At 61.2% G+C, this 25,097-nt stretch carries 20 protein-coding genes and 1 pseudogene; 18 read left to right on the top strand and 3 right to left on the bottom strand.

Annotated features, from left to right (window positions below):
- Positions 1-67 precede the first annotated feature (67 nt).
- From J5N58_RS15425 to J5N58_RS15435, 3 genes are read left to right on the top strand one after another with little or no spacing between them, the layout of a single operon-like run.
- Positions 68-1,033, top strand: a complete 966-nt coding sequence (locus J5N58_RS15425; protein WP_244711528.1) for a FecCD family ABC transporter permease — start codon at positions 68-70, stop codon at positions 1,031-1,033.
- Entirely contained in the window at positions 1,030-1,884 is an 855-nt protein-coding gene (locus J5N58_RS15430; protein ID WP_113438542.1) for an ABC transporter ATP-binding protein, read from the top strand. The genes J5N58_RS15425 and J5N58_RS15430 overlap by 4 nt, the downstream gene beginning before the upstream one ends.
- Positions 1,881-3,611 carry an ABC transporter ATP-binding protein gene (locus J5N58_RS15435; RefSeq protein ID WP_244711530.1) on the top strand — a complete coding sequence of 577 codons (1,731 nt, stop codon included), beginning with the start codon at positions 1,881-1,883 and terminating at the stop codon, positions 3,609-3,611. Before J5N58_RS15430 ends, J5N58_RS15435 begins: the two co-directional genes overlap by 4 nt.
- Before the next feature lie 409 nt (positions 3,612-4,020).
- Here J5N58_RS15435 and J5N58_RS15440 read toward each other — a convergent pair whose 3' ends face one another.
- A complete protein-coding gene (locus tag J5N58_RS15440) occupies positions 4,021-4,698 on the bottom strand; it encodes a FadR/GntR family transcriptional regulator (protein ID WP_244711533.1) in 678 nt (225 codons plus the stop codon).
- Positions 4,699-4,894: 196 nt separating this feature from the next.
- Here J5N58_RS15440 and gudD point away from each other — a divergent pair, with 196 nt between their 5' ends.
- The 6 genes and pseudogenes from gudD to J5N58_RS15470 all read left to right on the top strand — a co-directional run.
- A complete protein-coding gene (gudD, locus tag J5N58_RS15445; RefSeq protein WP_425314471.1) occupies positions 4,895-6,268 on the top strand; it encodes a glucarate dehydratase in 1,374 nt (457 codons plus the stop codon).
- Positions 6,269-6,345: 77 nt separating this feature from the next.
- Entirely contained in the window at positions 6,346-7,314 is a 969-nt protein-coding gene (locus J5N58_RS15450; RefSeq protein ID WP_112829730.1) for a Bug family tripartite tricarboxylate transporter substrate binding protein, read from the top strand.
- A 100-nt stretch (positions 7,315-7,414) separates the two neighbouring features.
- On the top strand, positions 7,415-7,879 hold the full coding sequence (locus J5N58_RS15455; RefSeq protein WP_113340065.1) for a tripartite tricarboxylate transporter TctB family protein: 465 nt from the start codon (positions 7,415-7,417) through the stop codon (positions 7,877-7,879).
- A gap of 10 nt (positions 7,880-7,889) precedes the next feature.
- Positions 7,890-9,389, top strand: a complete 1,500-nt coding sequence (locus J5N58_RS15460; protein WP_113444186.1) for a tripartite tricarboxylate transporter permease — start codon at positions 7,890-7,892, stop codon at positions 9,387-9,389.
- Positions 9,390-9,550: 161 nt separating this feature from the next.
- Positions 9,551-10,456, top strand: coding sequence for a 5-dehydro-4-deoxyglucarate dehydratase (gene kdgD, locus J5N58_RS15465; protein WP_113444187.1), 906 nt, complete (start codon positions 9,551-9,553; stop codon positions 10,454-10,456).
- Positions 10,457-10,883: 427 nt separating this feature from the next.
- Positions 10,884-11,024, top strand: a pseudogene (locus J5N58_RS15470) (substrate-binding domain-containing protein); the annotation flags it as partial.
- A 167-nt stretch (positions 11,025-11,191) separates the two neighbouring features.
- Here the strand turns inward: J5N58_RS15470 and J5N58_RS15475 are convergent.
- Positions 11,192-12,271, bottom strand: a complete 1,080-nt coding sequence (locus tag J5N58_RS15475; protein WP_112829734.1) for a LacI family DNA-binding transcriptional regulator — start codon at positions 12,269-12,271, stop codon at positions 11,192-11,194.
- A 115-nt stretch (positions 12,272-12,386) separates the two neighbouring features.
- Here J5N58_RS15475 and bglB point away from each other — a divergent pair, with 115 nt between their 5' ends.
- The 8 genes from bglB (at position 12,387) to kduD (ending at position 22,322) form a co-directional block, all read left to right on the top strand.
- Positions 12,387-13,487, top strand: coding sequence for a beta-galactosidase BglB (gene bglB / locus J5N58_RS15480; RefSeq protein ID WP_112829735.1), 1,101 nt, complete (start codon positions 12,387-12,389; stop codon positions 13,485-13,487).
- The gene (gene kduI, locus J5N58_RS15485) at positions 13,484-14,320 is read left to right on the top strand and encodes a 5-dehydro-4-deoxy-D-glucuronate isomerase (RefSeq protein ID WP_112829736.1); all 837 of its coding nucleotides are present in this window, start codon (positions 13,484-13,486) and stop codon (positions 14,318-14,320) included. The genes bglB and kduI overlap by 4 nt, the downstream gene beginning before the upstream one ends.
- On the top strand, positions 14,317-16,803 hold the full coding sequence (locus J5N58_RS15490; RefSeq protein ID WP_113444188.1) for a hypothetical protein: 2,487 nt from the start codon (positions 14,317-14,319) through the stop codon (positions 16,801-16,803). Before kduI ends, J5N58_RS15490 begins: the two co-directional genes overlap by 4 nt.
- Before the next feature lie 89 nt (positions 16,804-16,892).
- Positions 16,893-18,161, top strand: a complete 1,269-nt coding sequence (locus J5N58_RS15495; RefSeq protein WP_113444189.1) for an ABC transporter substrate-binding protein — start codon at positions 16,893-16,895, stop codon at positions 18,159-18,161.
- 245 nt (positions 18,162-18,406) lie between these two features.
- A complete protein-coding gene (locus tag J5N58_RS15500; RefSeq protein WP_112829739.1) occupies positions 18,407-19,435 on the top strand; it encodes a carbohydrate ABC transporter permease in 1,029 nt (342 codons plus the stop codon).
- Positions 19,432-20,484 carry a carbohydrate ABC transporter permease gene (locus tag J5N58_RS15505; protein ID WP_112829740.1) on the top strand — a complete coding sequence of 351 codons (1,053 nt, stop codon included), beginning with the start codon at positions 19,432-19,434 and terminating at the stop codon, positions 20,482-20,484. Before J5N58_RS15500 ends, J5N58_RS15505 begins: the two co-directional genes overlap by 4 nt.
- A 10-nt stretch (positions 20,485-20,494) precedes the next feature.
- Entirely contained in the window at positions 20,495-21,580 is a 1,086-nt protein-coding gene (locus J5N58_RS15510; protein ID WP_113444190.1) for an ABC transporter ATP-binding protein, read from the top strand.
- On the top strand, positions 21,564-22,322 hold the full coding sequence (gene kduD / locus J5N58_RS15515; RefSeq protein ID WP_113444191.1) for a 2-dehydro-3-deoxy-D-gluconate 5-dehydrogenase KduD: 759 nt from the start codon (positions 21,564-21,566) through the stop codon (positions 22,320-22,322). The genes J5N58_RS15510 and kduD overlap by 17 nt, the downstream gene beginning before the upstream one ends.
- A 118-nt stretch (positions 22,323-22,440) precedes the next feature.
- Here the strand turns inward: kduD and J5N58_RS15520 are convergent, their stop codons facing one another.
- Positions 22,441-23,565 (bottom strand): ROK family transcriptional regulator, encoded by a 1,125-nt coding sequence (locus J5N58_RS15520; RefSeq protein WP_113444192.1) that lies wholly within the window; start codon positions 23,563-23,565, stop codon positions 22,441-22,443.
- A gap of 111 nt (positions 23,566-23,676) precedes the next feature.
- Between J5N58_RS15520 and J5N58_RS15525 the strand changes: the two genes are divergently transcribed.
- Positions 23,677-25,050, top strand: a complete 1,374-nt coding sequence (locus J5N58_RS15525; RefSeq protein WP_113444193.1) for an ABC transporter substrate-binding protein — start codon at positions 23,677-23,679, stop codon at positions 25,048-25,050.
- Positions 25,051-25,097 lie beyond the last annotated feature (47 nt).

Raw genomic sequence — 25,097 nt, forward strand, 5'->3', positions numbered from 1 at the left:
ATCTGGTCGAACCATTCTCACCCTTCGCCTCGCAGGTGATCGTCTGTCGTTCCGGTTCGAAAGACGCTTGCTCGCCATTCTGATGGTGCTGGTCCTGCTCATCGCGTCCCTTGCGGCGCTGTCGCTTCTGAGCGGCAAGTATCCGATTGCACTTGTCGATGTGTTGAGGGCTCTGGCGGGCCAGGGCGAGGATATGGTGCGGATGATCGTGGTGGAATGGCGTCTGCCGCGCGTGGCGCTTGCCGTTCTGCTTGGTGCCGCTCTCGGCGCAAGCGGTGCCATCTTCCAGAGCCTGACGCGCAATCCGCTGGGAAGCCCTGATATCATCGGCTTCTCGGCGGGGTCTTACACCGGCGCGCTTGTCGTGATCCTGCTGTTTTCCGGCGGGTATTACGAGACGGCGCTCGGCGCGCTTGTCGGCGGGGTGGCAACGGCTGCCGCCGTCTACCTGCTGGCCTGGCGGCGGGGCGTGGAGGGGTTCCGGCTTATCATCGTCGGCATTGGCGTTGCCGCCATGCTGTCTGCCGTCAATGCCTGGATGATCCGCGAGGCGGATCTTCAAGTGGCGATAGCCGCGGCCATCTGGGGGGCGGGATCGCTGAACGGGCTCGGCATCGAGCAGCTTGTGCCCGTCTCGCTGGTGCTCTGCATTCTGTTGCCGTTGACGCTTTTTCTGTCGCGCCCGATGCGCCAGCTGGAACTGGGGGAGGATCTCGCGCGTGCCTCTGGTGTGGATGCAGGCCAAACGCGGCTTTTGCTGATGGTGCTCGGCGTGGCGCTGACGGCGCTTGTGACCGCCACGGCGGGACCTATTTCCTTCATCGCGCTCTGCGCCCCGCAGATTGCCCGCCGCATGACCCGCTCGGCCGGTGTCGCGCTCCTTCCCTCTGCACTGACCGGCGGGCTGCTGTTGCTGGCCGCAGACTGGGCCGTCCAGCATGCGCTTGGCATGCAGCTTCCCGTTGGCGTGATGACGGTCGGCATCGGCGGGTTCTACTTCCTCTGGCTTCTCATTCGCGAGGGTCGCAAATGACCAGTTCCCAATCCGGCTCTGGCCGCCTGCATGCCGACACCATCACCCTGCGCTACGACGAGCGCACGATCTCCCGCGATCTCTCCGTTGCCATTCCCGATGGCGCCTTCACCGTCATTGTTGGGCCGAATGCCTGCGGCAAGTCCACCCTGCTGCGCGCGCTGTCGCGGCTGCTCGCCCCTGCCGCAGGTCAGGTGATCCTCGACGGCCGCAGCCTGCGCGATCACCCGTCAAAGGAGGTGGCTCGTCGCCTTGGCCTTCTGCCGCAGTCTTCCAGCGCTCCGGAGGGCATCACGGTTGCGGATCTGGTGGCGCGGGGCCGCTATCCGCACCAGTCTTTGCTGCGGCAATGGTCGAAGGCGGACGAGGAGGCGGTGGTTGACGCGATGGCGGCAACCCGTGTGACGGATCTCTCCGGGCGGCTGGTGGATGCGCTATCCGGTGGGCAGCGGCAGCGTGTCTGGATTGCCATGGTGCTGGCGCAGCAGACGCCGATCCTGCTGCTCGACGAGCCGACCACCTTCCTCGATATCGCCCATCAGATCGAGCTGATGGACCTGCTGGCCGATCTCAACGCTCAAGGTCGCACGATCGTCGCCGTGCTGCACGATCTCAATCAGGCCTGCCGTTATGCCACGCATCTGATCGCCATGAAGGATGGAGCAGTCCTTGCCGAAGGGCACCCGTCTTCGATCATCACGGAGCGACTGGTCGAGAAGGTCTTCGGCTTGCCTTCCGTCATCATTCCCGATCCCGTCACCGGTTCTCCGCTCATCGTGCCGAAGGGACGCACCATGCTGCCGGACACCTCTTCGGATTTTTGCGTAGACAAGGAAGGGACGGCGTCGTGAAGGACCTCCTGACGCGGTTCGCCGCCTATTACCGCCCCCATCGCGGCCTGTTTGTGCTCGATTTTTCCTCCGCCGTTGCCGCCGGGTTGCTGGAGCTCGCATTTCCCGTGGCGGTGACGGTCTTCATCGACAGGCTGCTTCCCACAAACCAGCTCGGTGTGATCGTGCTGGCGTCGCTCGGCCTGCTCCTTATTTACGTTCTCAACGCCGGGCTACAGGTTATTGTCACCTACTGGGGCCATATGCTCGGTCTGAGGATCGAGACAGAGATGCGTCGCAAGGCCTTCGATCATCTTCAGAAGCTCTCTTTCGGGTTCTTCGACAACATGAAGACCGGCCATCTGGTGGCGCGGCTTACCAAGGATCTGGAGGAGATCGGCGAGGTGGCCCATCACGGGCCGGAGGATCTCTTCATCGCCTTGATGACGCTGATCGGCGCTTTGCTGCTGATGCTGTGGGTGCATGTACCATTGGCGTTCATTACAGCGATCCTCGTGCCGGTCACTGCCATTCTCACGACCGTCTACGGTCAGAGGATGACGGAGACCTGGCATGCTCTCTATGGCCGGGTGGCGGAATTCAACGCCCGTATCGAGGAAAATGTCGGCGGTATCCGCGTCGTGCAGGCCTTCGCCAACGAAGATCACGAGCGGGCGCTGTTTGCGCAGAACAACCGCAACTACCTTGCGACCAAGCTCGAAGCCTACAGGGTGATGGCGGCCTCGATGTCGCTCTCCTATCTGTCGATGCGCTTCGTACAGGTCGTCGTGATGCTGGCTGGCGCATGGTTCGTGGTGCGGGGGGAACTGACTGCGGGCGGCTTCGTCGGCTTCCTGCTCCTGCTCAACGTCTTCTTCAGCCCGCTCGAGAAGATCAACTCGATCATCGAGACCTATCCCAAAGGTCTCGCCGGTTTTCAGCGCTATTGCCATTTCCTCGATACGAGACCGGATATTAGCGATCACGACACCGCACAAACCGTCGCGCGGCTGGAAGGAGCCATTGATTACCGTAACGTGAGTTTCGGCTATCAGGCCGAAAGGCCGGTGCTGACGGGGTTGAACCTGTCGATCAAGGCGGGCGAGACGGTTGCTTTTGTCGGTTCGTCGGGGGCGGGCAAGACAACCATCTGTTCGCTTCTGCCGCGCTTCTACGAGGTGACGGAGGGGGCGATCCTGATCGACGGGATCGACATTCGCGACATGACCCTGAAGTCGCTGCGATCGAACATCGGCATCGTTGCTCAGGATGTATTTCTGTTCGCCGGCACGATCCGTAACAACATCGCCTACGGCCGTCTGGACGCCACGGAAGCGGAGATATTGGAGGCAGCCCGTCGTGCGCGGCTGGACAGCCTGATCGCATCGCTTCCGGCGGGCCTCGACACCGTCATCGGGGAGCGGGGGGTGAAGCTATCGGGCGGTCAGAAGCAGCGATTTGCCATCGCGCGCATCTTCCTCAAGAACCCGCCGATCCTGATCCTCGATGAGGCGACCTCGGCGCTCGACACCGAGACGGAACGCGCCATCCAGCAGTCTCTGGCGGAGCTGGCGGAAGGACGCACGACCCTGATCGTGGCCCACCGGCTTGCCACCGTTGCCCATGCGGATCGTATCCTCGTCGTGGAAGACGGCCACATCATCGAACAGGGAACCCACTCCGAGCTGATCGCCGGTGCGGGTGGTCGCTATAGGCAGCTTCACGCAGGGCAATCGCCGGTCAAATGATGGCTGTTAACCATCGGAATCTAACCGCTGCATCGCTTGCGGCTTAGTGTGAGCAAGGGGAGGAATACGACTGACACGCAGGCCAACCTGAAATAGCCATCACCATCCCGTCTTCTTTCGCAGGCGCGACGCACACAACGGTTCCTAAGTGAGGCACGATGTGCACTGTCCGCCGGGTGACGTCTGACATAGCGTAACGCGACGGCCGCTTGTAGTTCCGGAGCCACATGCGTTGTGTGTTCACCGCATACACCGAAGTCCTGCCAGGAGATTGCCGGACAAAGTCCGTACCTTCGCGTGAACTATCCAAGCGGGTCCCCGGTTCGTATCCCTTCAGACTTTCTAAGGAATTATCCGTCCCTGAAGTGCTGGCGACTGGACAAACAGGCTTCCACGACACCCTGATCAATCACTCTTCCTCGAGAAGTCGGACCACGCTCTGCTTCATGTGGAAGTTCATGGCCGAACGCGCGCCTTCAACGTCACCGGCCTTGATCGCTTCCAATATAACTCTGTGCTCATCGACGACGCGCGGCACGACCTGATCGGGCGGACGATCCTGGAGCTTCCTGGTAAATTCGATGGTGAGGCGGATCTGGTCTTTCAGCGATCGCAAGGTGAAAGCGAAATAGGGATTCGCAGTAGCCTGAGCAATCGCAAGGTGAAAGGCAAAGTCTGCCTCAAAGACGCTTTCCCCCGGAGGCAGCGCAAGCATTCGATCATACGCCGTCTGGATGGCGGCGGTTGCGTGGGGATCATGCACCCTTGCCGCGTCTTCGGCTGCGCCACATTCGATGACCTCGCGGAAACGCAGGCAACGCCTCATGTCGAAAACGGTCTGGATCGACGGGCCCTGTCCGTCGGCGGCAGCCGGCAGGATATCGGCCTTCGGCTGAACGAAATTGGCTGAGCCGCGCCGCGAAACAATCCTTCCTGCATCACGCATCTGAACAAGCGCCTTACGCAGCACCGGTCGGGAAACGCCGAACTGTTGCGCCAGTTCTGCCTCGGGCGGAAGGCGTCCCCCATTGTGCCAAGCTGGCTGTGCCAGCATGGTTTCAAGCTGCGCAAGGACATGTGAGGACATGTCCCTCAGGGGTCGAATCTGCTGGCTGCTCTGGTTCATCTTTTCACTCTAACGTCTTCTGGACGAAAGCTCCATAGTTCTCAAATTTACACATTATAACTAATATTGACAAATTAGTTACGATGCGTAGGATCGGGGCAGGTGATGAGGACATCTCTCTTTCTTGAGATGATTGGAATGACGGAGGAGGACCTAAATGTTTGCGGCGTCAGTAGAAGCGCAGGATAACGCGTTGTATCCAGTAGCGGGCGCTCCGGTCATCAAGTCGTTGAAGGCCATCCCGGTTGCAGGCCGCGACAGCATGCTCCTCAACCTCAGCGGAGCTCACGCACCATTCTTCACGCGCAACCTCGTGGTCATCACCGACAGTGCCGGCAATACGGGAATTGGCGAAGTCCCGGGCGGCGAGGCGATCAGGAAGACGCTCGAAGAGTCCGAGCCCTTGTTGGTCGGGAAATCGATCGGGAACTACAAGGCCCTGCTCGAGGCCGTCCACGTCGCTTTCATGGATCGCGACGCCGGCGGTCGTGGTCTGCAGACCTTCGACCTGCGCACGACAATCCACGTCGTGACCGCGATCGAGGCGGCGCTTCTGGATCTTTTGGGCAAGCACCTGGGCGTTCCGGTCGCGGCGTTGCTCGGCGATGGGCAGAAGCGGGATCGCGTTCAGATGCTCGGCTATCTGTTCTATGTCGGAGACAGTGGTAAGACCGATCTGCCGTATCGCAACGGGGAAGGAGCCGTCGATGAGTGGACCCGGCTCCGTGACCGGGAGGCGCTCACTCCGGAAGCCATCGTTCGCCTCGCCGAGGCCGCACAGGAGCGATACGGCTTCCAGGACTTCAAGTTGAAGGGCGGCGTCCTTGCCGGCGAAAAGGAGATCGAGGCGGTAACGGCCCTGGCCAAGCGTTTCCCGGGAGCGCGCATAACCCTCGATCCGAATGGGGCTTGGTCACTCGAGGAAGCGATCCGTCTCTGCAAGGGCCGCAACGATGTCCTGTCCTATGCGGAAGACCCTTGCGGGGCGGAGCAGGGTTTCTCCGGCCGTGAGGTGATGGCCGAATTCCGCAGAGCCACCGGGCTGCCCACGGCGACCAACATGGTTGCAACCGATTGGCGACAGATGGCGCATGCCATCCAATTGCAGTCAGTCGATATTCCCCTGGCCGATCCGCATTTTTGGACGATGCAGGGATCCGTACGAGTGGCTCAGCTTTGCGAAGCATTCGGAATGACCTGGGGGTCACACTCGAACAATCATTTTGACGTCTCACTTGCCATGTTCACCCACGTTGGAGCGGCAGCACCCGGACGGGTCACGGCGCTGGATACCCACTGGATTTGGCAGGACGGTCAGCGGTTGACACGTGAACCCTTCGAGATTGTGGATGGCTATGTGACGGTGCCGACAAAGCCAGGCCTTGGCATCGAACTCGACATGGACCGCGTGGAGGAGGCGCATCAACTCTATCTGAAACATGGGTTGGGCGCGCGCGATGATGCGGGGGCAATGCAGTATCTCGTCAAGGACTGGCGCTTCGACAACAGGCGCCCATGCCTCGTGAGGTAGCCGCCGAGAAGTAATGCCGTGTCGGCGCAAGCCGAAGCGGAACGGGAGACCAGCAACACTTAAGGAGGAGAAGTGGCATGACGAAGAGGACACTACTGGGACTGGCCTTCGGCCTGACGATCGGCTTTGCGGCTCAACTGGTTTCGGCAAATGCGCAGGAACAGGTAACAATTATCGTTCCGTTCCCGCCGGGCGGCGCAACCGACACGACCGCGCGTTTTATCGAGCCGAAACTTTCTGCGACACTCGGGCAGCCGGTCGTCATCGACAACAGGCCGGGTGCCACCGGAGCCATCGGCGCAGGTCTCGTCGCTCAGGCCGCAGCGGATGGAAAGACGCTGCTGGTCGCATCGCTCGGCACGTTTGCAACCAATCCCTTCCTGCAGAAGAACCTCTCCTACGATCCGCTCAAGGATTTCGACCTGCTCACAGTCGCGGTCAGCACGCCGAACGTCTTGGTGACGCATCCCGGCTTTAAAGCGACGACGGTTGAGGAGTTGGTCGCCACCATGAAGGAAAATCCGGATACCGTGAGCTTCGCCAATTCCGGTAATGGCTCGTCTGACCATTTGACGGCCGCACTCTTCTTCCAGGCGACAGACACGAAGGGCGTTCACGTCTCGTACAAGGGCGGGTCTGCTGCGCAGGCCGACCTGATCGGTGGTCATGTCGACGTTTCTTTCCAGAATCTTGGCGCGATCATCAATTACGTCAAGGAAGGGCAGATGAAAGCGCTGGCCCAGACGGGTGAAACCCGTCACCCGCTCCTTCCTGACGTACCGACGCTGACAGAACTTGGCTATAAGGACATCGTTGTCAGCGCCTGGCAGGGTGTTGCAGCGCCGAAAGGTCTGCCTGCCGAAACCAAGGCCAAGCTCAACGAAGGCCTCAAAGCAGCGCTCTCCGATCCGGACGTCATCGCCAAGTTCAACGAGATCGGCTTCCAGGTCGTCGGAAATTCCAACGAGGAGTTCTCGGCCTTCCTTCAGGAGGATATGGCCCGCTGGAAGAACGTCATCGAAACCGGAAACATCACAGCTGAATAAGCTAGGCGGGCGTGGTCGCAGCACGGCGGCCACGCCTCCTCATATCGACAAACGTGGTGAGAGGTCTCTCAGGCCTGCCCGCTGCGAAGGGAGAAATGTGATGCTTTCCTTTGTAAATGGACCGAAAGATTTCTGGGCCGGAATAGTCTACGTCTGCCTCGGCACAGGGTTTGCCCTCGTGGCCCGAGACTATTCCCTGGGAACGGCAACAAGAATGGGTCCAGGCTATTTCCCGACCGTATTGGGAGGCCTCCTCGCATGCGTTGGTCTGATCTCGGTCGCCCGAGGGATCACCCGCAGCGGAGAACCGCTGGAAGCGTTTGCCTGGCGGCCAGTCGTCTTCGTATCGCTCTCCCTCATCCTGTTTGCCGTTCTCCTGATGGGAGCCGGATTGATCCTTGCATTGGCAGCGCTCCTGCTCACCGCTCCGATGGCGGCGCAATCATTCAAGTATTCCGTCACCGGCGCGATGGCGGCGATCGCCCTGATTGCATTTTGTGCGTTGGTCTTTGTCGAAGCGCTTGGGCTTCCATTGCCGTTGATCGGCAACTGGTTTGGAGGCTGAGGGAACTGTGATGGACTTTTCAGGGATCATCCTGGGCGCAACCGCGGCCTTCAGCGCCTATAATCTGCTGTATTGCCTGATCGGGTGCTTTCTCGGCACGGCTATCGGCGTTCTCCCCGGACTGGGGCCAGTCGCCACGATTTCGATGCTGCTGCCGATCACGTTCGGCCTTCCGCCCGAGACCGCCTTAATCATGCTGGCTGGCATTTTCTACGGCGCACAGTATGGCGGCTCCACGACGGCAATTCTCGTCAATCTTCCGGGCGAAGCCTCCTCAGTGGTCACCGCTCTGGACGGCTACCAGATGGCTCGACAGGGAAAGGGGGGGCAGGCCCTTGCGACTGCTGCCATCGGATCCTTCATTGCCGGTACGCTGGCAACACTGCTGGTAGGGTTTGTCGCCCCGATCTTGTCCCTGTTCGCGCTTAAGTTCGGTCCTGCAGAATATTTTTCGCTGATGGTTCTCGGACTGATCGCGGCGATCGTTCTCGCTCATGGCTCGGTGCTGCATGCTTTCGGGATGATGCTGCTTGGTCTGCTTCTTGGCCTTGTCGGAACGGACGTCAATTCCGGCGTGCAGCGCTTCACCGGTGGGACGCCGCAGCTTCTGGATGGCATAAGCTTTGTGATCGTTGCGATGGGCATATTCGGCATCGGCGAGATCATCGCCAATCTCGGTGACCGCAAAAGCGAAAACACGCAACTGGCCCAGATCACGAGACTGATGCCGACCCTTTCCGAGCTTCGCGCCATGCTACCGCCGGTATTGAGAGGCACAGCCTTGGGCTCCGTTCTGGGCATCCTGCCGGGCGGAGGCGCGACGTTAGCTTCGTTCTCCGCCTATGCGCTGGAGAAGAAAGTCTCCTCGAAACCCGAAGAGTTCGGTCACGGGGCTTTGGCAGGACTTGCTGGCCCGGAATCGGCAAACAATGCCGCGGCACAAACCTCGTTCATTCCGATGCTGACGCTTGGTATCCCGTCGAACCCGGTCATGGCCCTGATGATCGGCGCGTTGATCATGCAGGGCATTCAGCCCGGCCCTTCGGTGATCCATGAACAGCCGATGCTGTTCTGGGCCATCGTGATCTCGATGTGGATCGGCAATGTCATGCTGCTGGTTTTGAACCTGCCATTGATCGGGATCTGGGTCAAAATGATCTCGGTGCGCTACAGCCTGCTGTTCCCGGCGATCCTGGTGTTTTGCGCAGTCGGTGTGTTCAGCATCAACAAGTCTCTTTTCGACGTCTACCTTATGGTCGGTTTTGGGCTCGCGGGTTACATGCTCCGCCGTCTGGATTGTGAACCCGCACCATTGCTGCTCGGCTTCATCCTGGGCCCGATGATGGAAGAATATCTTCGACGGGCCATGCTTCTCGCCAAAGGCGATCCGACTGTCTTCCTCACGCACCCCATCAGCGCGGTGATGCTCCTGATTGCTGCGGTTCTTCTGCTGACTATGGCAGCACCGGCGGTCAGGCGCAAAAGGGAGGAAGCCTTCGTGGAGGAATAGAATTCGGCGCCTGAGGCAAACGAGCCGCGATCAATAGCGGCAGGACAATGACCCTTTCATCATCAGTCCGGCGACCAGGCTCGGCAGCGTGTGCAGTCGTGCCAAGGGCCCTGCACGTCATCAATCAAGCACTACCTCGAAACGGAAAGGATTTTGATAGAATGGAAATTGAACAACTCAAGCAGGTACTCGGTGACGGCCTACTGTCGTTCCCAGTCACCCACTTCGACGGTGATGGAAAGTTCAATCCAACCAGCTATGCCGAGCACGTCAACTGGCTTTCCGGCTTCGAAGCCTCTGTTCTGTTCGCCGCAGGCGGAACCGGCGAGTTCTTCTCCCTGACACCGGAGGAAATTCCCGCTATCGTCCGTGTTGCCAAGGCGGCGGCGGGTAAGACCCCGATCGTGTCCGGGTGCGGCTATGGAACCGACATCGCCGCCTCGATCGCGCGATCGGTTGAAAAGGCAGGAGCTGACGGAATCCTCCTTCTGCCCCATTATCTGATCGATGCGCCGCAGGAGGGGCTCTTTCAGCATATCAAGAAGGTATGCCAGTCCACCGGTATGGGTGTCATGGTTTACAACCGCGACAATTCCGTTCTCCAGGCGGACACACTTGCACGTCTCTGCGATGAATGCCCGAACCTCGTGGGGTTCAAGGATGGAACGGGCGACATTGGACTGGTTCGCCAGATCACAGCCAAAATGGGTGACCGACTGACCTATCTCGGCGGCATGCCCACGGCGGAACTCTTTGCGGAGGCTTATCTTGGTGCCGGCTTCACAACCTATTCGTCTGCCGTCTTTAACTTCGTACCTGGCCTGGCTGTTGAATTCTACAAGGCGCTACGGGCCGGGGAGCGGAAGAAATGCGAGCAGATCCTGAACGACTTCTTCTACCCGTTCATGGCCATTCGGAACCGCAACAAGGGCTATGCCGTATCGGCCATCAAGGCGGGCGTTCGTTTGCAGGGCTTTGACGCGGGTGGGGTTCGGCCACCGCTGAAAGACCTCACCTCGGAGGAGTGCTCCATGATGGAGGCGCTGATCGGTCAGCATAAACGCTGAAGTCCCGCATGCGCTTCTGGTGTGGGCGGTACAATACTTTTGCCTCAGCGATAACGCGTCGGGCACCAGTCCGACGCGTTATCGCTGCTGGTACAGTTCGCTCCGTGTACACACTTCCGACATGCTGCTTCAAACCAGTCTGCTGATAAGCACTGTGGCCGCATTGCGCCGCATCTTGCTTGCCTTTTGCCGGCCGGAGTTTGCCAGCGATCAACTCAACCGTAATTGTTTCGGGATGGCTCCCTCCCAAACCGGTCGTTCTTTCGCAGATCGCGAACCTAAACAACTTTTTGTATGGCTAATTAAGGGATCGACGGTTCATATCTTTTCAAGACCTGATGTTCGCTGCTTCATCGATCGATTTGTGGCGAAACTCGCAGGCGTGACGATTTCCTTCATGAGCAGGATGAAAGAGGTGGGGCTCGCCATGCCGGGCGATCTTTCGATCGTTTCCTTCGATGGCTCGCCTGTCTGCGCCTTCTGCTCGCCGCCGCGATCGACGATCGAGCAGCCTACGGAAGAAATGGGTAAGACCGCCGTTGAAATGCTTCTTGAATCTATTGAGAATATGGAAAGCCCATCGCCCATGCGCAGGGTTATTCCCAGTCCCCTGATCGTTCGGGAGAGCAAGGCCGGTGATCCTGCAGCGGTTATTGTATCGTCCTCCATCGACGATCAGCGAATTCGTGGATTGAGGGGCATCCGCGTCCGTCCGCCCGAGGGCGATGAAGGTGCCTACTCCCTCGTCGTGATATCGCTCAAGGCAATACCGCGCGGCGGCGCGGTTGAGGCGCGGGGCACGAGATGGCATGCAAGCTCCACGCGCCGTGGCGGCGCCGGGATACCGGAGAGCGTGTCGCGCAGCAGGTCGAGCGCGACCGAGCCGATCTCGCGCATGGGAATATGCATCGTCGTAAGTGGCGGATTGAGGAACGCCGCCTGCGGCAGGTCGTCCATGCCCATCACCGAGACATCTCCCGGCACCGAAAAACCCTTCTGCTGGATGCCGAGCATGGCGCCCACTGCAAGACTGTCGCCGGCGGCCAGAACCGCGGTGAAATCCAGTCCCCGCTCGGCGATACGCTGCATGATCGCCTGCGTCGCCAGTTCCGGCAGCCAGTCCTCGACGGTCATGAGCAGGTCATCCGAAACGGGCAATCCCTTCGCCAGAAGCCCGTCGCGCCAGCCCTCGTAACGCCGCTCGATGGTCCGGCGCCCCGGCCGCATCAGAAACAGGATGCGCTCATGTCCGAGTTCGGTCAGATGATCGGTGGCAAGCCGCGCGCTCGAGCGATTGCAGGGCGTTACGCTTGAAAGCCGCATGAAGGGATCGTCGCCGTTGAGCAGCACGACCGGCTTGTCGAAGCCGCTCGTCGCGGCGAGCATGTCTTCGTCGTCTATGGTGAGAAACAGCAGGCCGGCGACATTGTCGGTCTCCTGGGCCTCGGCGAGCACCGCCAGTTCCTCGCTCTGGTCCGCGATCGGCCGTGTGACGATTTCGAGGTCGAGAGCCTGAGCCCGTTCCTTCAGCCCTTCCAGCACGTAGTGGGTGAACTGGTTGCGCACATAGTCGATCATCGCGGCACTGGATGCGGCGACAATGACCTGCTGCCCGGCAACGGCCGTCGGTACGACGTAGTTGGCGTTCTTGGCCGCCTCCAGCACCCGTTGGCGGATTTCCGGACGGACGCCCTTTTCGCCGGCGAGCGCCCGCGACGCGGTGCTGAGCGACACGCCGCAGGTTTCGGCAATGTCCTCAAGTCTAACCCGCTTGCTTTTTTTTCCACGTTTGCCCGGCTGCGGTTTTGCAGTCATTGGGTCCTCCATTGCGACAGAATGAGAAAAATTTTCATGTTGCGCAAGAAAAATCTTCATGCCTTTAATCGCTCCAACAGACCGACGGAAGAGCGGCATAAAACGGAGGAGCACCATGGGCCCGAACGCCCACGACATTCGCATGGGTCTCGATCGTCTTGTCGGCGGCATGACCGGCCTCAAGCATGACGGCCGGTTCGTCGAGCCGAACCTTGACGGAACCGCGGGCGACTATATCAGCTTCGACAGTTGGGAATGGCCCCAAGGCGTCGGCCTTTATGGCCTAATCCGGCTCTGGCTGTTCACCGGTCGCGGCGATCTGCGCCAGTTGATCGAGGGCTGGTACGAGGCAAGGCTCGCTGCCGGCCTTCCGGAGCTCAATGTCAACACGACAGCGCCGATGCTCGGACTTTCGGTGCTCTGGGCGAAGACGGGTGATCCGCGCTGGAAACCGCTTCTCGACGACTGGGCGGACCGTGTGATCGGAGAGATGGGACGCACCTCGGAAGGCGGTTTCGAACACCACGTTTCCGACAAGGTCAACGACAACGAACTCTGGGACGACACGCTCTACATGGTTGCGCTGTTTCTGGCCTCTTATGGCCAGGCAAGCGGCCGGCGCGAACTCGTCGACGAGGCCTCGCGGCAATTTCTCGTGCATGCCCGTTATCTCGCGGACACCCATTCCGGCCTCTGGTTTCACGGTTGGACCTTCGACGGCCGGCATAATTTCGCAAGGGCCCGCTGGGCGCGCGGTAACGCCTGGATCACTGCTGGCATGCTCGACTTCTTCGACCTCGCCGAGATTGCGGTCCCGGTCAAACAATATCTGCTTGGCGTGCTCGTCACCCAGGTCGAGGCGCTGCTGCCATTGCAGACCGCATCCGGCGCCTGGCGCACGCTTCTCGACGACACCACGTCCTACGAGGAAATATCCGCGACAGCCGGCATCGGCTACGGCCTGCTCAAAGGCTATCGCCTGGGCTACGGCATGCCGGCCTGGCGCGCTGCCGGTCTCCGGGCGCTTGAGGCGGTGATGCGCAACATCGACGAAAGCGGCACCGTGCTCAACGTCTCCTACGGCACCCGCATGGGCCACGACCTGCAATTCTACAAGGACATTCCCATTCAGCCGACCGGCTACGGCCAGGCATTGGCAATCCTGTGCCTGTCGGAAGCCTTGCACCATGTTGGCGAGCAAGGACAGGCAGCATGACGATGAAGGTTCTCTACGGGGCGAACCCCGATGACATCAAGGCTTTTGACACGCAGCGCCTGCGCCGCGAGTTCCTGGTAAGCGATCTCTTCATGCAGGACGCAGTGAGCTTCACCTACACCCATGTCGACCGGCTGATCCTTGGCGGCGCGATGCCGATGACCGGGAGCGTATCCTTCGGGTCGGGCGCCGATATCGGAACGCCCTTTCTGCTTTCCGCCCGCGAAATGGGTATTGCCAATCTCGGCGGCACCGGCACCGCCACCGTCGACGGAAAGAGCTTCGTGCTTGAAAACCGCGACGTTCTCTATGTCGGGCGCGGCGCGCAGGAAGTCGTCGTTGCCAGCCATGCCGCCGACAAGCCGGCGCGCTTCTACATGAACTCCGTGCCGGCCGGCGCGGACCTGCCGCACCGGCTGGTCAAGAAGGCCGAGGCAAAGGCGATTGAACTCGGAGACGCCAAGCGCTCGAACAAGCGCCGTCTCGCCATGTACATCCATCCGGAAGTGATGCCGTCCTGCCTGCTCTTGATGGGCATTACCGATCTTGCCGAAGGCAGCGCGTGGAACACCATGCCGCCGCATGTGCACGAGCGACGGATGGAGGCTTACTGCTATTTCGACATGGCGCCCGAAGACCGGATCGTCCACCTGATGGGCCAGCCGGAAGAGACACGGCACCTGATCGTCGCCGATGGCGATGCGGTGCTTTCGCCCGCCTGGTCGATCCACATGGGCGCCGGCACCGGACCCTATGCCTTCGTTTGGGGCATGACCGGTGAGAACCAGGAATACAACGACGTCACCCCCGTAGCCTTGGCTGAACTGAAATGACCGATATGACTTTCCATATGAAGAAGAGCCTCGTTGCGGGGCAAGCGATCAGCTACTGGCAACTCGGCACGATTGCCGAGGAGCGCTTCGATGTGCCCGACCAGCCGATGAAGGGCGAAATGGACCCCTTCTTCTTCCTGACCAAGCACAAGAACTTCATTCCGCACGAATATCCCTGCCGCACGATCTTTGCCGAACGGTATCGCGACAAGCGGCCCGAGGTGCGTGGTTCGTTTGAAGCCAGCCGCTGGTGGCTGCCCTTCGGTTCGCCGCGTCTCGATCTTTCCGGCTTCTGGTTCCGGCCGACGCGGCTTGCCACCTGGGCTCGCACCTCTATCGAGGCCGACACCGCAGGGCCGGCGACGGTCCGCCTCGGCACCTGCGGCGGTGCGGTGATCTGGCTGAACGGCGCTGAAGTCGGCTGGATGGCGCCCTATAGCCGTAACCTCGAGGCCAAGGCGGAATTCGAACTGCCGCTCAAGGCCGGTCTCAACGAGATCACGATCTTCTTCGACGACCTTGCCGAACGGGACGCCCGCTATTTCTTCGAACTCGACTATCTCGACGGACCGACCGCGCGCGTCGCGTTGCCTGTTCCCTGCCAGAGTGCGGCGGCCGCGGATATCGAAACCGCGCTCGACGGCATGCATTTCGATCGCACCGCCTATTTCGAGGGTGATATCACACTCAACTTCGCCAAGGCACTGCCGCTAGACGTCAAGGTCAATGTGGCGGTCGAAGGCGACTTCATGTCGACGGAGCGCTTCGACCACGACTTTGTCGTGAAGGCCGGCGACACGAGGCTGACGGTCGGTCCGTCGGAAGAGACGCCGGCAGATTTCCGCCATTTCCGCATCACGCTCGACGCCGGCGGTTTCGTCGCCTCGCGCTCGCTCGGTGTCGAAATCTGCCATGCCGGACGCCAGGGCACCCCCCCAGAAACGCTTGCCGGCCGTATTCGCGAAACGCTTGACGAAATCTCCGGTTTTTCCGAGCGGGATACGGTGCGGGCCTTTGCACGGCTTGCCAGCGGTCGCGGCGGCGCCGACACCGACGCGATGATCGAGGAGATCCTTCCCTCGATCGAGGACTGCCACGACTGCGCCGACTTTTCGCTCGTGCCGCTGATCTGGTCGCGCACAGTCTGGGGCCGCGACATCGGCGAGCGGACCCGCGACCGCATCGACCAGGCGATCCTGAATTTCCGCTACTGGATGGATGAGCCCGGCAATGACGTGCAGTGGTATTTTTCCGAGAACCACGCGCTGCTGTTCCACACCTCGGCCTATCTCGCCGGCCATCTTTTCCCCGAGGCGACCTTCCGGCGTTCGGGGCGCAAGGGACGCGAGCAAAGCGCCGTCGGCGCCGAACGGGTTCGCGCCTGGCTTGATCATTTCGAGGCGTGGGAAATGGCGGAATTCAACTCCGCGCCCTATTTCCCGATCGACCTCAAGGGCCTGACGGCGCTCGCGGCGCTCTCGCCCGATGCCGATATCGCCGAACGGGCGAATAAGGGCATTGTCCGGCTGTGCGAGATCATCGCCCGCTCCGCCCATCACGGCATGGTCACGGCTGCTCAGGGGCGCTCCTACGAGCACACGCTCTGCGCCGGTCGTTCGCTCGAGCTTTCGGGTGTGGCCCGCCTGCTCTGGGGCCGGGGCTGGTATGGCCGCCGTGTGCACGCGCTGCCGCAGCTTGCCGTCTGCCTTCGCGATCATGGCCTCGTCGTGCCGGAAGCGCTTGCCGCGGTTGCCTGCCATGAAAACGAGGACACCCACCAGGAATGGCGCTTTGCCCAGGGCGAAAACCGCTTCGCGGCGCTTTACCATTACAAGGGTCGCCACTTCGCCATCGGATCGGCGGCGCATTATCGCTGGAACGAATGGGGTTACCAGGAAACGGTGCTGCACCTGAGGCTTGGTGAGCGTCCGGAAGCGGCGATCTGGATTAACCATCCGGGCGAAACCATTCAGTTCGGGTACGGCCGGCCCTCCTATTGGGGTGGTTGCGGCACCCTCCCACGTGCCCACCAGTATAGGGGGCTGGCCGTACTCGATTTTGTCACCGTTCGCGAGCAGCCGGATTTCACCCATGCGTGGTTCCCGGTCGCCGAGTTCGACGAGAGCAGGGTCGAGGGCAGGCTTGCGCTTGCCCGCAGCGGCCGAGGTGCCGTCGCCCTGATCGGCGGTGGTGAACTGGTGCCGGTCACCGATGGTCCGTCGACGAATGCGGAGTTGCGTCAATCCGGCCACAGGACGCGATGGATCGTGCGGGTCTGCGAAGCCGAAGAACTCGGCGACGTCAAAGCCAGGTTCGCCGCGCTCGCGGTCGAGGAAACCGCCGATGGCGCCTTCGTCGTCGACGACCCCGAATACGGCCGGGTCGTCTTTCATGGCGACGGCAGGACGGAAGCCGAGGGGCGCACGCTTATCGCCAGGGATTTCACCGTAATAGGCGAGGTTACAATGTTGCCCGCCGCCTAGCGGGACGAGGAGTTGCGCCGGCCGGGAGAAGCCGGCGCGAAACAGAACGAGCGGGAGGACGCTCGTCAACGGACAAGAGGAGGAAGACAATGACCAAGACCAGAACAATGCTCGCGGCTCTTGCCGTCGGGCTGATGACATCGACGGCAGCGATCGCCGGCGACGTGCGCATCATGTGGTATTCCGATGGCGTCGAGGGCGAGGTGCTGAAGGATCTGCTCGATCGCTTCATGAAGGAAAACCCCGACATCAAGGTGACGCTCGACAACGTTTCCTACAGCGTCGTCCGGGAGCAACTGCCGGTACAGCTCGAAGCCGGCAACGGGCCGGATATCGCCCGTGTCACCAACCTCAAAGCCCTCAGCCAGCACTGGTTGGACCTGAGGCCGCTGGTCGCCGATCCCGCCTATTGGGACGAGAATTTCGGTGGACAGGCCGATTGGATGCGTCCAGATGGCACCAATCAGATTTCCGGCTTCATGACGCAGATCACGATTGCCGGAGGCTTCGCCAACAAGACGCTGTTCGACCAGGCCGGCGTTCCGATCCCGGGCAAGGACGCGACCTGGGACGATTGGGCGAAGGCTGCAAAGCAGGTCGCGGAAAGCCAGCAGGTTCCCTTCCCGATGGCTCTTGATCGGTCCGGCCATCGTCTCAGCGGTCCGAACCTTGCCTATGGCGGCAACTATATCGGCGCCGACGGCAAGCCGGCACCGCTCGACGAGGGCTCGAAGAATTTCCTCAAAACCTTTGTCGGCTGGGTTGCCGACGGCACGATGAGCAAGGATGTCTGGGTTTCTGCGGCCGGTTCGACCTATCGCGCCGCCGCCGACGACTTCATCAACGGTCAGCTCGTCTATTATTACTCCGGCTCCTGGCAGGTTCCGAACTTCTCGACGAAGATTGGCACCAACTTCGACTGGGTTGCGACCGGCAGCCCCTGTGGCCCCGCCAACTGCACCGGCATGACCGGCGGCGCGGGATTGGTTGCAGTCAAATACACCAAAAACCCGAAGGACGTCGCCAAGGTGATGGACTACCTCGCGAGCGAGGCCGTGGTGAAGGAGTTCTCCGAGCGCACCCTGTTCCTGCCGGCGCATAAGGGAGTCCTTGCCAAGGGGCTCGACTTCAAGACCGACGATGCCCAGGCAAAGGCGGCCCTCAACGCCTTCGTCGAGGCGAGCAAGTCGCTCTCCGAGCTCGCACGCAAGCTGCCCGGATGGCACTGGTCCGACACCTTCTACGGCGCGCTCGTCACCCGCGTCAGCCAGGCGGCTGCGGGCGAGATGGAGATTGACGAGGCGTTCAAGCGCATCGACTCCGATATCGCGGCAAAGGTGAAGGATTCCGGGAACTGATCGGCGTTGCCGACACCCGTTGCCTGGCGGCGCAGCATATGCCGTCAGGCCGGCGTTTCGCACCCGCGACGGCGACGCCCCTTGTTTGAGCAGGCATTGAGTTGCCGGGAGCACTCGATCGGCGCCCCGTCCTCCCGCACATCTGCGATTGCCTGCCCTTGCAGGCAGTCGCTCAAGAAATCTGGCGACGATATTTGCTTATAGCTCAGGCCACCACGCACGGCCTGTAGGGTGAGGAGGCTGCAATGAAGGCAGATGTACCAATACGAAGTGGCCCCGGCCTCGGCGAAGCGGCCATGATGCCCTTTCGCCTCCTGATGGGCGCCATCGATGCGCCGTTGCGCTGGGTGCAGCGACGGCTTGGCATCGGTGGTATGGCGACCTTCTTCCTGCTGCCGAACATGCTGATCTTCGGCGTTTTCGTGCTGCTGCCGTTTTTCATCAACTTTGCCTATTCCATGACAGGGGGCACCGCGCTCTTCCTGTCGGACAGGAGCTTCGTCGGCGGCGAGCAATATGCGCGCCTGTTCGACTGCGTGAATTACACCGATCCGAACAGCTGCACCGAGGACACCTTCTGGACCGCCGTCGGCAATACGGCCTGGTTTGTCGTGCTTCAGGTCAGCCTGATGATCCTTTTCTCGCTGGTGACCGCCCTGATCCTCAACCGCGATCTGATGGCGCGCAGTTTCTGGCGGGCGGTCTTCTTCTTTCCCGTGCTGCTCTCGCCCGTGGTCGTTGGCCTCATCTGGAAGTGGATTTTGCAGCGCCAGGGCCTGCTCAATTTCGGTCTCTACAGCCTGGGCTTCGAGCCCTATACCTGGCTCAACGATCGCAACTGGTCCTTTGCCGCGACTGTCGGTGTCTCGATCTGGGCGCATATGGGTTTCTACACGCTGATCCTGCTGGCCGGCCTCCAGGCTATCCCGAAGGATCTCTACGAGGCGGCTGAAATGGACGGCACCCGCCCGGCGCGCGCCTTCTGGCGGATTACGCTGCCGCTTTTGATGCCCAACCTGCTCGTCGTCGTTGTGCTCGTCCTGATCCGGGCGGTGCAGATATTCGACGAGGTCTATGTGCTGACCGGAGGCGGACCGGGCACCAGCACGCTCTATCTCACCCAGTATATCTACGAGACGGGCTTTGCCACGCAGTTGCGCAATCCCGGCCTTGCCGCGGCGGCTTCGATCCTGATGGGCATCGTGCTGGTGATCCTCACCCTGGTCCAGCTTGGCCTCGGCCGCAAAGGCGAGAAGAAGGGAGCCCGCAAATGAACCGTGTAGTCGAGTTTGTCTTTCGCCGCCGCGGCGGTCGGGGCTGGCACTGGACCGATATCTTCACCTGGGTCTGGCTGATCGGCGGCCTGTTCGTCATGTTCGGCCCGGCGGTCTGGCTCGTCGGCTCATCGTTCAAGTCGCCGGCCGCCCTTGCCGAATTCCCGCCGACGATCATGCCCTATGTGACGCAGAAGGCGACCGTAGAAGGCTACGACAAGCCGCTCGACCTTTACGAGGTGACGCTGCCCGACGGCAGCAAGACAGTGCTCGCCGAGGTACGCCGCATCGGCATCGTCAGCCAGATGGTTGCGCCGGACAAGCCGACCGAGATCGTCAAGGTCAACATCGCCGAGCGGACGCCAGTGCGCACCATGTCCTTCGCGACGAACAACTACACGGAGCCTTTCACCCATTTCGATTTTGTCCGTTATCTCTGGAACTCGGTCTTCGTCACGGTGACGGCGACACTGATTACGCTGGTGGTCAATTCGATGGCCGCCTTCGCGCTCAGCAAATACGAGTTTCGCGGCCGAACCTTCGCCATGCTCCTGATCCTCGCGACCCTGATGGTGCCCCTGTCGGTGATTATGGTGCCGCTTTACTCGATCGTCTCGGCACTCGGCCTGTTCAACAATCTCTGGGGTGTCATTCTGCCGACGGTGGCCACGCCGACGGGGGTCTTCATCCTGCGCCAATACATGCTGACCATCCCCGACGAGCTGATCGATGCGGCACGCATGGACAAGGCCTCGGAATGGCAGATCTACTGGCGCATCGTCCTGCCGCTGACCGCGCCGGCGCTTGCCGTGCTTGCGATCTTTTCCATCGTCTGGCGCTGGAACGACTTCCTCTGGCCGTTGATCGTGCTGTCGCGCAAGGAACTCTACACGCTGCAGGTCGGACTCAGCATCTATTCGGGCGAACTGAACGTCCAGTGGCATTTCATCCTCGCCATGACCGTGGTGACGATGATCCCGGTCGTCCTGGTCTTCATTTTCCTGCAACGCTTCATCACCACCGGCATCGCCGGCACCGGACTGAAATAAGGGGGGCACCATGGGCCACATCCAGCTAACCAACGTGACCAAGTCTTTCGGCGCCATCGACGTGCTTCATGACATCAACCTGGAGATCAAGGACGGTGAATTCGTCGTTTTCGTTGGGCCTTCGGGCTGTGGCAAGTCGACGCTCCTGCGCATGATCGCCGGCCTGGAGAAGCCGAGCGGCGGCGAACTTGCGATCGACGGCAAGGTCGTCAACGACGTGCCGGCCGCCGACCGGGGTCTTGCCATGGTCTTTCAATCCTACGCGCTCTATCCGCATATGAGTGTGCGCCAGAACCTCGCCTTTGGCCTCGAAAACACCCGGATGCCGAAGGGGGAAATTGCCGAGCGCATCGCCGAAGCCGCGCGCATGCTCGAGATTGAACCCTATCTCGATCGCCGACCCGGCCAGCTTTCCGGCGGCCAGCGGCAGCGCGTTGCAATCGGCCGCGCGATCGTTCGGCGCCCCGTCGCCTTCCTGCTCGACGAGCCGCTGTCGAATCTCGACGCGGAGTTGCGCGGCTCCACCCGCGCGGAGCTCGCTGCCTTGCACGCACGCCTCTCGGCGACGATGATCTATGTGACGCACGATCAGGTCGAAGCGATGACGCTCGCCGACCGGATCGTGGTCTTGCGCGCCGGCCGTATCGAGCAGATCGGGACGCCGATCGAACTCTATAACCGGCCGGCCAATCGGTTCGTCGCCGGCTTCATCGGCTCGCCCCATATGAACTTCCTCGAAGGCACGCTCGAAGCGGTGAACGACGACACGGCGGTCGCGACACTCAAGGGGGGCCACCGGCTTCAGGTTCCGGTCCGGGGCGGTATGGTTGCCGCCGGATCGCCTGTGACCGTGGGCGTTCGACCGCAGCACATCACCCTTGAGCGCGGTGAAAACAGCATTCCCGCGACGGTCCGCCTCGTCGAGGCGCTCGGCCACGAAACCGTGTTGCATGCCGATGTCGCAGGCCAGAAACTTTTAGTGGTCGCCCCAGGCCAACACGACCTCGCGCCGGGCGCCGACATCAATCTATCGCTGGCCGCCGCCCCCATCCATCTTTTCGACGATAAGGGAATTCGCCTTGAATACGCTGTTTGACCTCACCGGCAAGACCGCCCTCGTGACCGGGGCGCGGACAGGCCTCGGCCAAGGCATGGCGCTCGCGCTGGCGCGGGCCGGCGCCGATATAACGGCGCTCGGTTCGTCGCCGATGCCGGAAACGGCAAGCCTGGTCCGGGAAGCCGGCAGGCGATTTCACAGCCTGATTGTCGACCTCTCCAAACCCTTCGATACGTCCGCGATCGTCACCGAAGTCTCGGCAGCATTCGGTGGTGTCGACATCCTCGTCAACAATGCCGGCATCATCCGCCGCAGCGACCTGCTCGACTACTCCGAGCAGGACTGGGACAGCGTGCTCGACGTCAACCTGAAGGCCGCCTTCCTGCTGTCGCAGGCGGTTGCGCGGCACATGGTCTCGACCGCGCGTGCGGGACGAATCATCAATGTCGCCTCCATGCTGACATTCCAGGGTGGAATTCGCGTGCCCGCTTATGCCGCGTCGAAGCATGGTATCGCCGGCCTCACCAAGGCCATGGCCAACGAATTGGCGCCCCATGGCATTACCGTGAATGCCGTCGCGCCAGGTTATATGGCGACCGACAACACGGAAGCGTTGCGCAACGATCCAGAGCGCAATGCGCAAATCTCCGCTCGTATTCCGATGGGACGCTGGGGAACGCCGGACGACCTGGCGACCGGGGTGATCTTCTTCGCCGCGCCGGCCTCCGGTTACGTCACCGGCACCGTGCTGCCGGTCGATGGCGGCTGGCTGGTCCGCTAGGGCAATTCAGGCAGTGGTGGAAGCCGGTCTCGCCCGAAATACCGCGATACTTTTTACGGTTGAATGGGATCGAAGCACTGGCGTTTTCTGGTGGGTGGGGAGCACCGGCCGGGCCGGTTCACCAATCCAATTGCGCCAGATTGTGGAGGATCATCGCGGCGGCTCCGAACGCGACCGCATCTGTGGCCGAGACCTCTGGCAGCAAAAGCTCCGGCTGAACGACGCGCGCCCCGTCGAACGGATCGGAGTTGGCGAAATCCAGCCAACGGAGGAGTTGCTCGCGCACCAGGCGCGGTAGCGTCCCCCCGATATAGATGGCGGAGGGGGCGAGGATTGCGGTGACCGCAAAGGCCAAGCGTGCTGTTTCCGGTCCCGCGCGCTCAAGCCAGGTGTCGAGAACGGTCCGGTGGGCGGTCAGATAATCCATCCAGGATTCAGGCGATCGGCCGGTCGGAACATGACCGATGTGGCCGGCGCACCATTCGGCAAGATCCTCAAACGAGGGCCTCGACAAACCACGAGGGCGCAACGCTCCGATCTCGCCGGCATTACCGAAATTGCCTCGATAAAGCTCCCTGTCGATGATGATGCCGCTTCCGATACCCTCCGAGAGATAGAGATAGACAAAGTTTTCGTGGCCGACGCTGTTGCCGAGCGTGAATTCCCCCATGGCGGCGGCATTCGCATCGTTTTCGATGACAACCGGACAGCCAAGCGCCTGACGCAGCGAAATGTTCAGGTCCGATCCGGCCCAGGATATCACCTCCTGCGCAAGATCGAGGCTCGCGGTGCCCCGCCGGAAACGGGTCGGCATGGCTATGCCCGCGCCAATCAGCAGGTCGCCTGCAATCTTGTTTCTGCCAAGCAGTTCTTCCTTGCCCTCTTGGATCTTCGATTGAACATCGGCGAAAGTGTCGTAGCTCCCCGGCAATTGCAGTTCGCCCACCATCTCGCCGCTGAAATCAAGCAGGGTGAGCGTGACCATGAAACGGTTCGCATGGGCTCCGAGAGCGTAACCGACTGAGGGATCGAGCGTGAGATCGATATGCGGCGCTCCGCGGCCGGCCTGACGGCGGGCGCCTTCCACCACAATCCCGCGCTCGATGAGATCGCGCGTCATCATGCTGACGGCCGCCGCGGTCACGCCGCAGAGCTCGGCGATTTCGGCGCGTGATGCGGACCGTTTGCGGCGAAGATAGCGCAGTACGGCTGCCTGGGTATTCCCTATTCCGTCAAAAGGCATGCGTCTGTCAGTTGCCACGATCCGCTCTCCACATCACGGGATCGGCGATGTCATACTCTCGTTACTTAAGCAACTTAATTAAATAAAAATCATCAACCGGATTGACGCACCATGACCAAATCTCTTGCCTTCCTCGCCACTGTGGCGATCTCCGCTCTTTCCGCCGCGTCGGCGCATGCCGAAGACATCAAGATCAAGATCTCCACGCTGGCGGAGCGCAGCGCGCCGGGCCGCGTCACCAATATCGAAGGTGCCGCGGAGATCATGAACCGGCAGTTCAAGGCGGCCGGCGTGGACAAGCGCATCGTCATCGAGGCCAACAACAGCGCCGTCAAGGGCTGGGACGATCTGGCGCTCGAAACCCTGAAGGCGCTTTCTGTCGGTCAAGGGCCGGATATCTACGTCTTGCCGCATGAGTGGATCGGCCAGTTTGCCCAGGACGGATATGCCCTCGCGATGGACGACAGGATCGCTGCCGCTCCCTGGGTCTATGGCGATATCCTGCCGGTGCTGTGGGATGCGGCCAAGGCCACGGATGGCAAGATCTATGGCGTACCGCAGGATGCAGAAATCCGCATGTTCTTCTATAACAAGGACATGCTGCGCAAGATCGGCAAGGACGAAACCTTTATCGAGGGCCTGCCGGCCAAGGTCGAGGCGGGTGAATTCACGCTCGATGACCTGACGGCCCTTTCCAAGGAAGTCGTCGACGGCAAGGCGGCCCAGTACGGCATGCTGCATCGTCCGAATGTCGGCATCGATTACCTAATGGTCTTCCAGTCTTATGGCGTGAAGTTCATGGACGAGAAGACCGGCAAGCTGGTGTTTCCGAAGGCCGAGATGACCAAGGCGCTCGGCTGGTACGAGCGCAATGCCAAGGAAGGCGTGACCCCGGTCGACAACACCGCCATGAGCTGGGAGGCCATCCAGGGTGCCTTCAAGCAGGAAAAGGCGTTCGTCTTCCATCAGGGTGTCTGGGCGGTTGCCTGGCAGCTCGGCGAAAAGAACGGCGCGACCTGGCCGACAGACAAGGAAGGTTATTTCAACAAGATCGGCTGGATTCCGGCGCCGGCCGCCGAAAAGGGCGGAAAGCCCGCCAACCTGTCGCATCCGCTGCTCTACACGGTCAACGCCAAGAGCAAGAATGCCGACATTGCCGCCGATCTCGTGGCGCTTGCCTCGCTGCCGTATTTCAACAACGAGCATGCTGTGACGTCCTACCACACTGCGATCAGCAATGCGCAGACGGCCATGCCGAAATACAAGGACAACTGGGTGTTGTCGGCGGCTTCCCCGATGATGCAGCATGCCCGGTTCGTGCCGAACCACACGAAGTTCGGCAGCTATAACAAGGTCCTGTTCAGCGGTCTGCAGGCTGTGGAGACCGGCAAGATGACGGCCGAGGAGGCTGTCGAATTCATCGCGGACGAGCTTGATCTGCAGTTTGGCGACGACATCGAAATCCGCGACGCCGCCAGCAACTAAGCCAGGTCGCGATCCCTGCCGTCCGGCCCCGAGTCGGACGGCATCGA

This window comes from Paenirhizobium cremeum, from assembly GCF_022884085.1.
GTDB lineage: Bacteria > Pseudomonadota > Alphaproteobacteria > Rhizobiales > Rhizobiaceae > Allorhizobium > Allorhizobium cremeum.

What these genes read in the sequence shown, in the direction of transcription:
- bglB (WP_112829735.1), top strand. Translation starts at nt 12,387, where the DNA reads ATGGGCCCGAACGCCCACGACATTCGCATGGGTCTCGATCGTCTTGTC.
- J5N58_RS15525 (WP_113444193.1), top strand. Translation starts at nt 23,677, where the DNA reads ATGACCAAATCTCTTGCCTTCCTCGCCACTGTGGCGATCTCCGCTCTT.
- J5N58_RS15460 (WP_113444186.1), top strand. Translation starts at nt 7,890, where the DNA reads ATGGACTTTTCAGGGATCATCCTGGGCGCAACCGCGGCCTTCAGCGCC.
- kdgD (WP_113444187.1), top strand. Translation starts at nt 9,551, where the DNA reads ATGGAAATTGAACAACTCAAGCAGGTACTCGGTGACGGCCTACTGTCG.
- J5N58_RS15490 (WP_113444188.1), top strand. Translation starts at nt 14,317, where the DNA reads ATGACCGATATGACTTTCCATATGAAGAAGAGCCTCGTTGCGGGGCAA.
- J5N58_RS15450 (WP_112829730.1), top strand. Translation starts at nt 6,346, where the DNA reads ATGACGAAGAGGACACTACTGGGACTGGCCTTCGGCCTGACGATCGGC.
- J5N58_RS15430 (WP_113438542.1), top strand. Translation starts at nt 1,030, where the DNA reads ATGACCAGTTCCCAATCCGGCTCTGGCCGCCTGCATGCCGACACCATC.
- J5N58_RS15440 (WP_244711533.1), bottom strand. Translation starts at nt 4,698, where the DNA reads ATGTCCTCACATGTCCTTGCGCAGCTTGAAACCATGCTGGCACAGCCA.
- J5N58_RS15510 (WP_113444190.1), top strand. Translation starts at nt 20,495, where the DNA reads ATGGGCCACATCCAGCTAACCAACGTGACCAAGTCTTTCGGCGCCATC.
- J5N58_RS15505 (WP_112829740.1), top strand. Translation starts at nt 19,432, where the DNA reads ATGAACCGTGTAGTCGAGTTTGTCTTTCGCCGCCGCGGCGGTCGGGGC.
- J5N58_RS15500 (WP_112829739.1), top strand. Translation starts at nt 18,407, where the DNA reads ATGAAGGCAGATGTACCAATACGAAGTGGCCCCGGCCTCGGCGAAGCG.
- J5N58_RS15455 (WP_113340065.1), top strand. Translation starts at nt 7,415, where the DNA reads ATGCTTTCCTTTGTAAATGGACCGAAAGATTTCTGGGCCGGAATAGTC.
- kduI (WP_112829736.1), top strand. Translation starts at nt 13,484, where the DNA reads ATGACGATGAAGGTTCTCTACGGGGCGAACCCCGATGACATCAAGGCT.
- J5N58_RS15475 (WP_112829734.1), bottom strand. Translation starts at nt 12,271, where the DNA reads ATGACTGCAAAACCGCAGCCGGGCAAACGTGGAAAAAAAAGCAAGCGG.
- J5N58_RS15495 (WP_113444189.1), top strand. Translation starts at nt 16,893, where the DNA reads ATGACCAAGACCAGAACAATGCTCGCGGCTCTTGCCGTCGGGCTGATG.
- gudD (WP_425314471.1), top strand. Translation starts at nt 4,895, where the DNA reads ATGTTTGCGGCGTCAGTAGAAGCGCAGGATAACGCGTTGTATCCAGTA.
- J5N58_RS15520 (WP_113444192.1), bottom strand. Translation starts at nt 23,565, where the DNA reads ATGCCTTTTGACGGAATAGGGAATACCCAGGCAGCCGTACTGCGCTAT.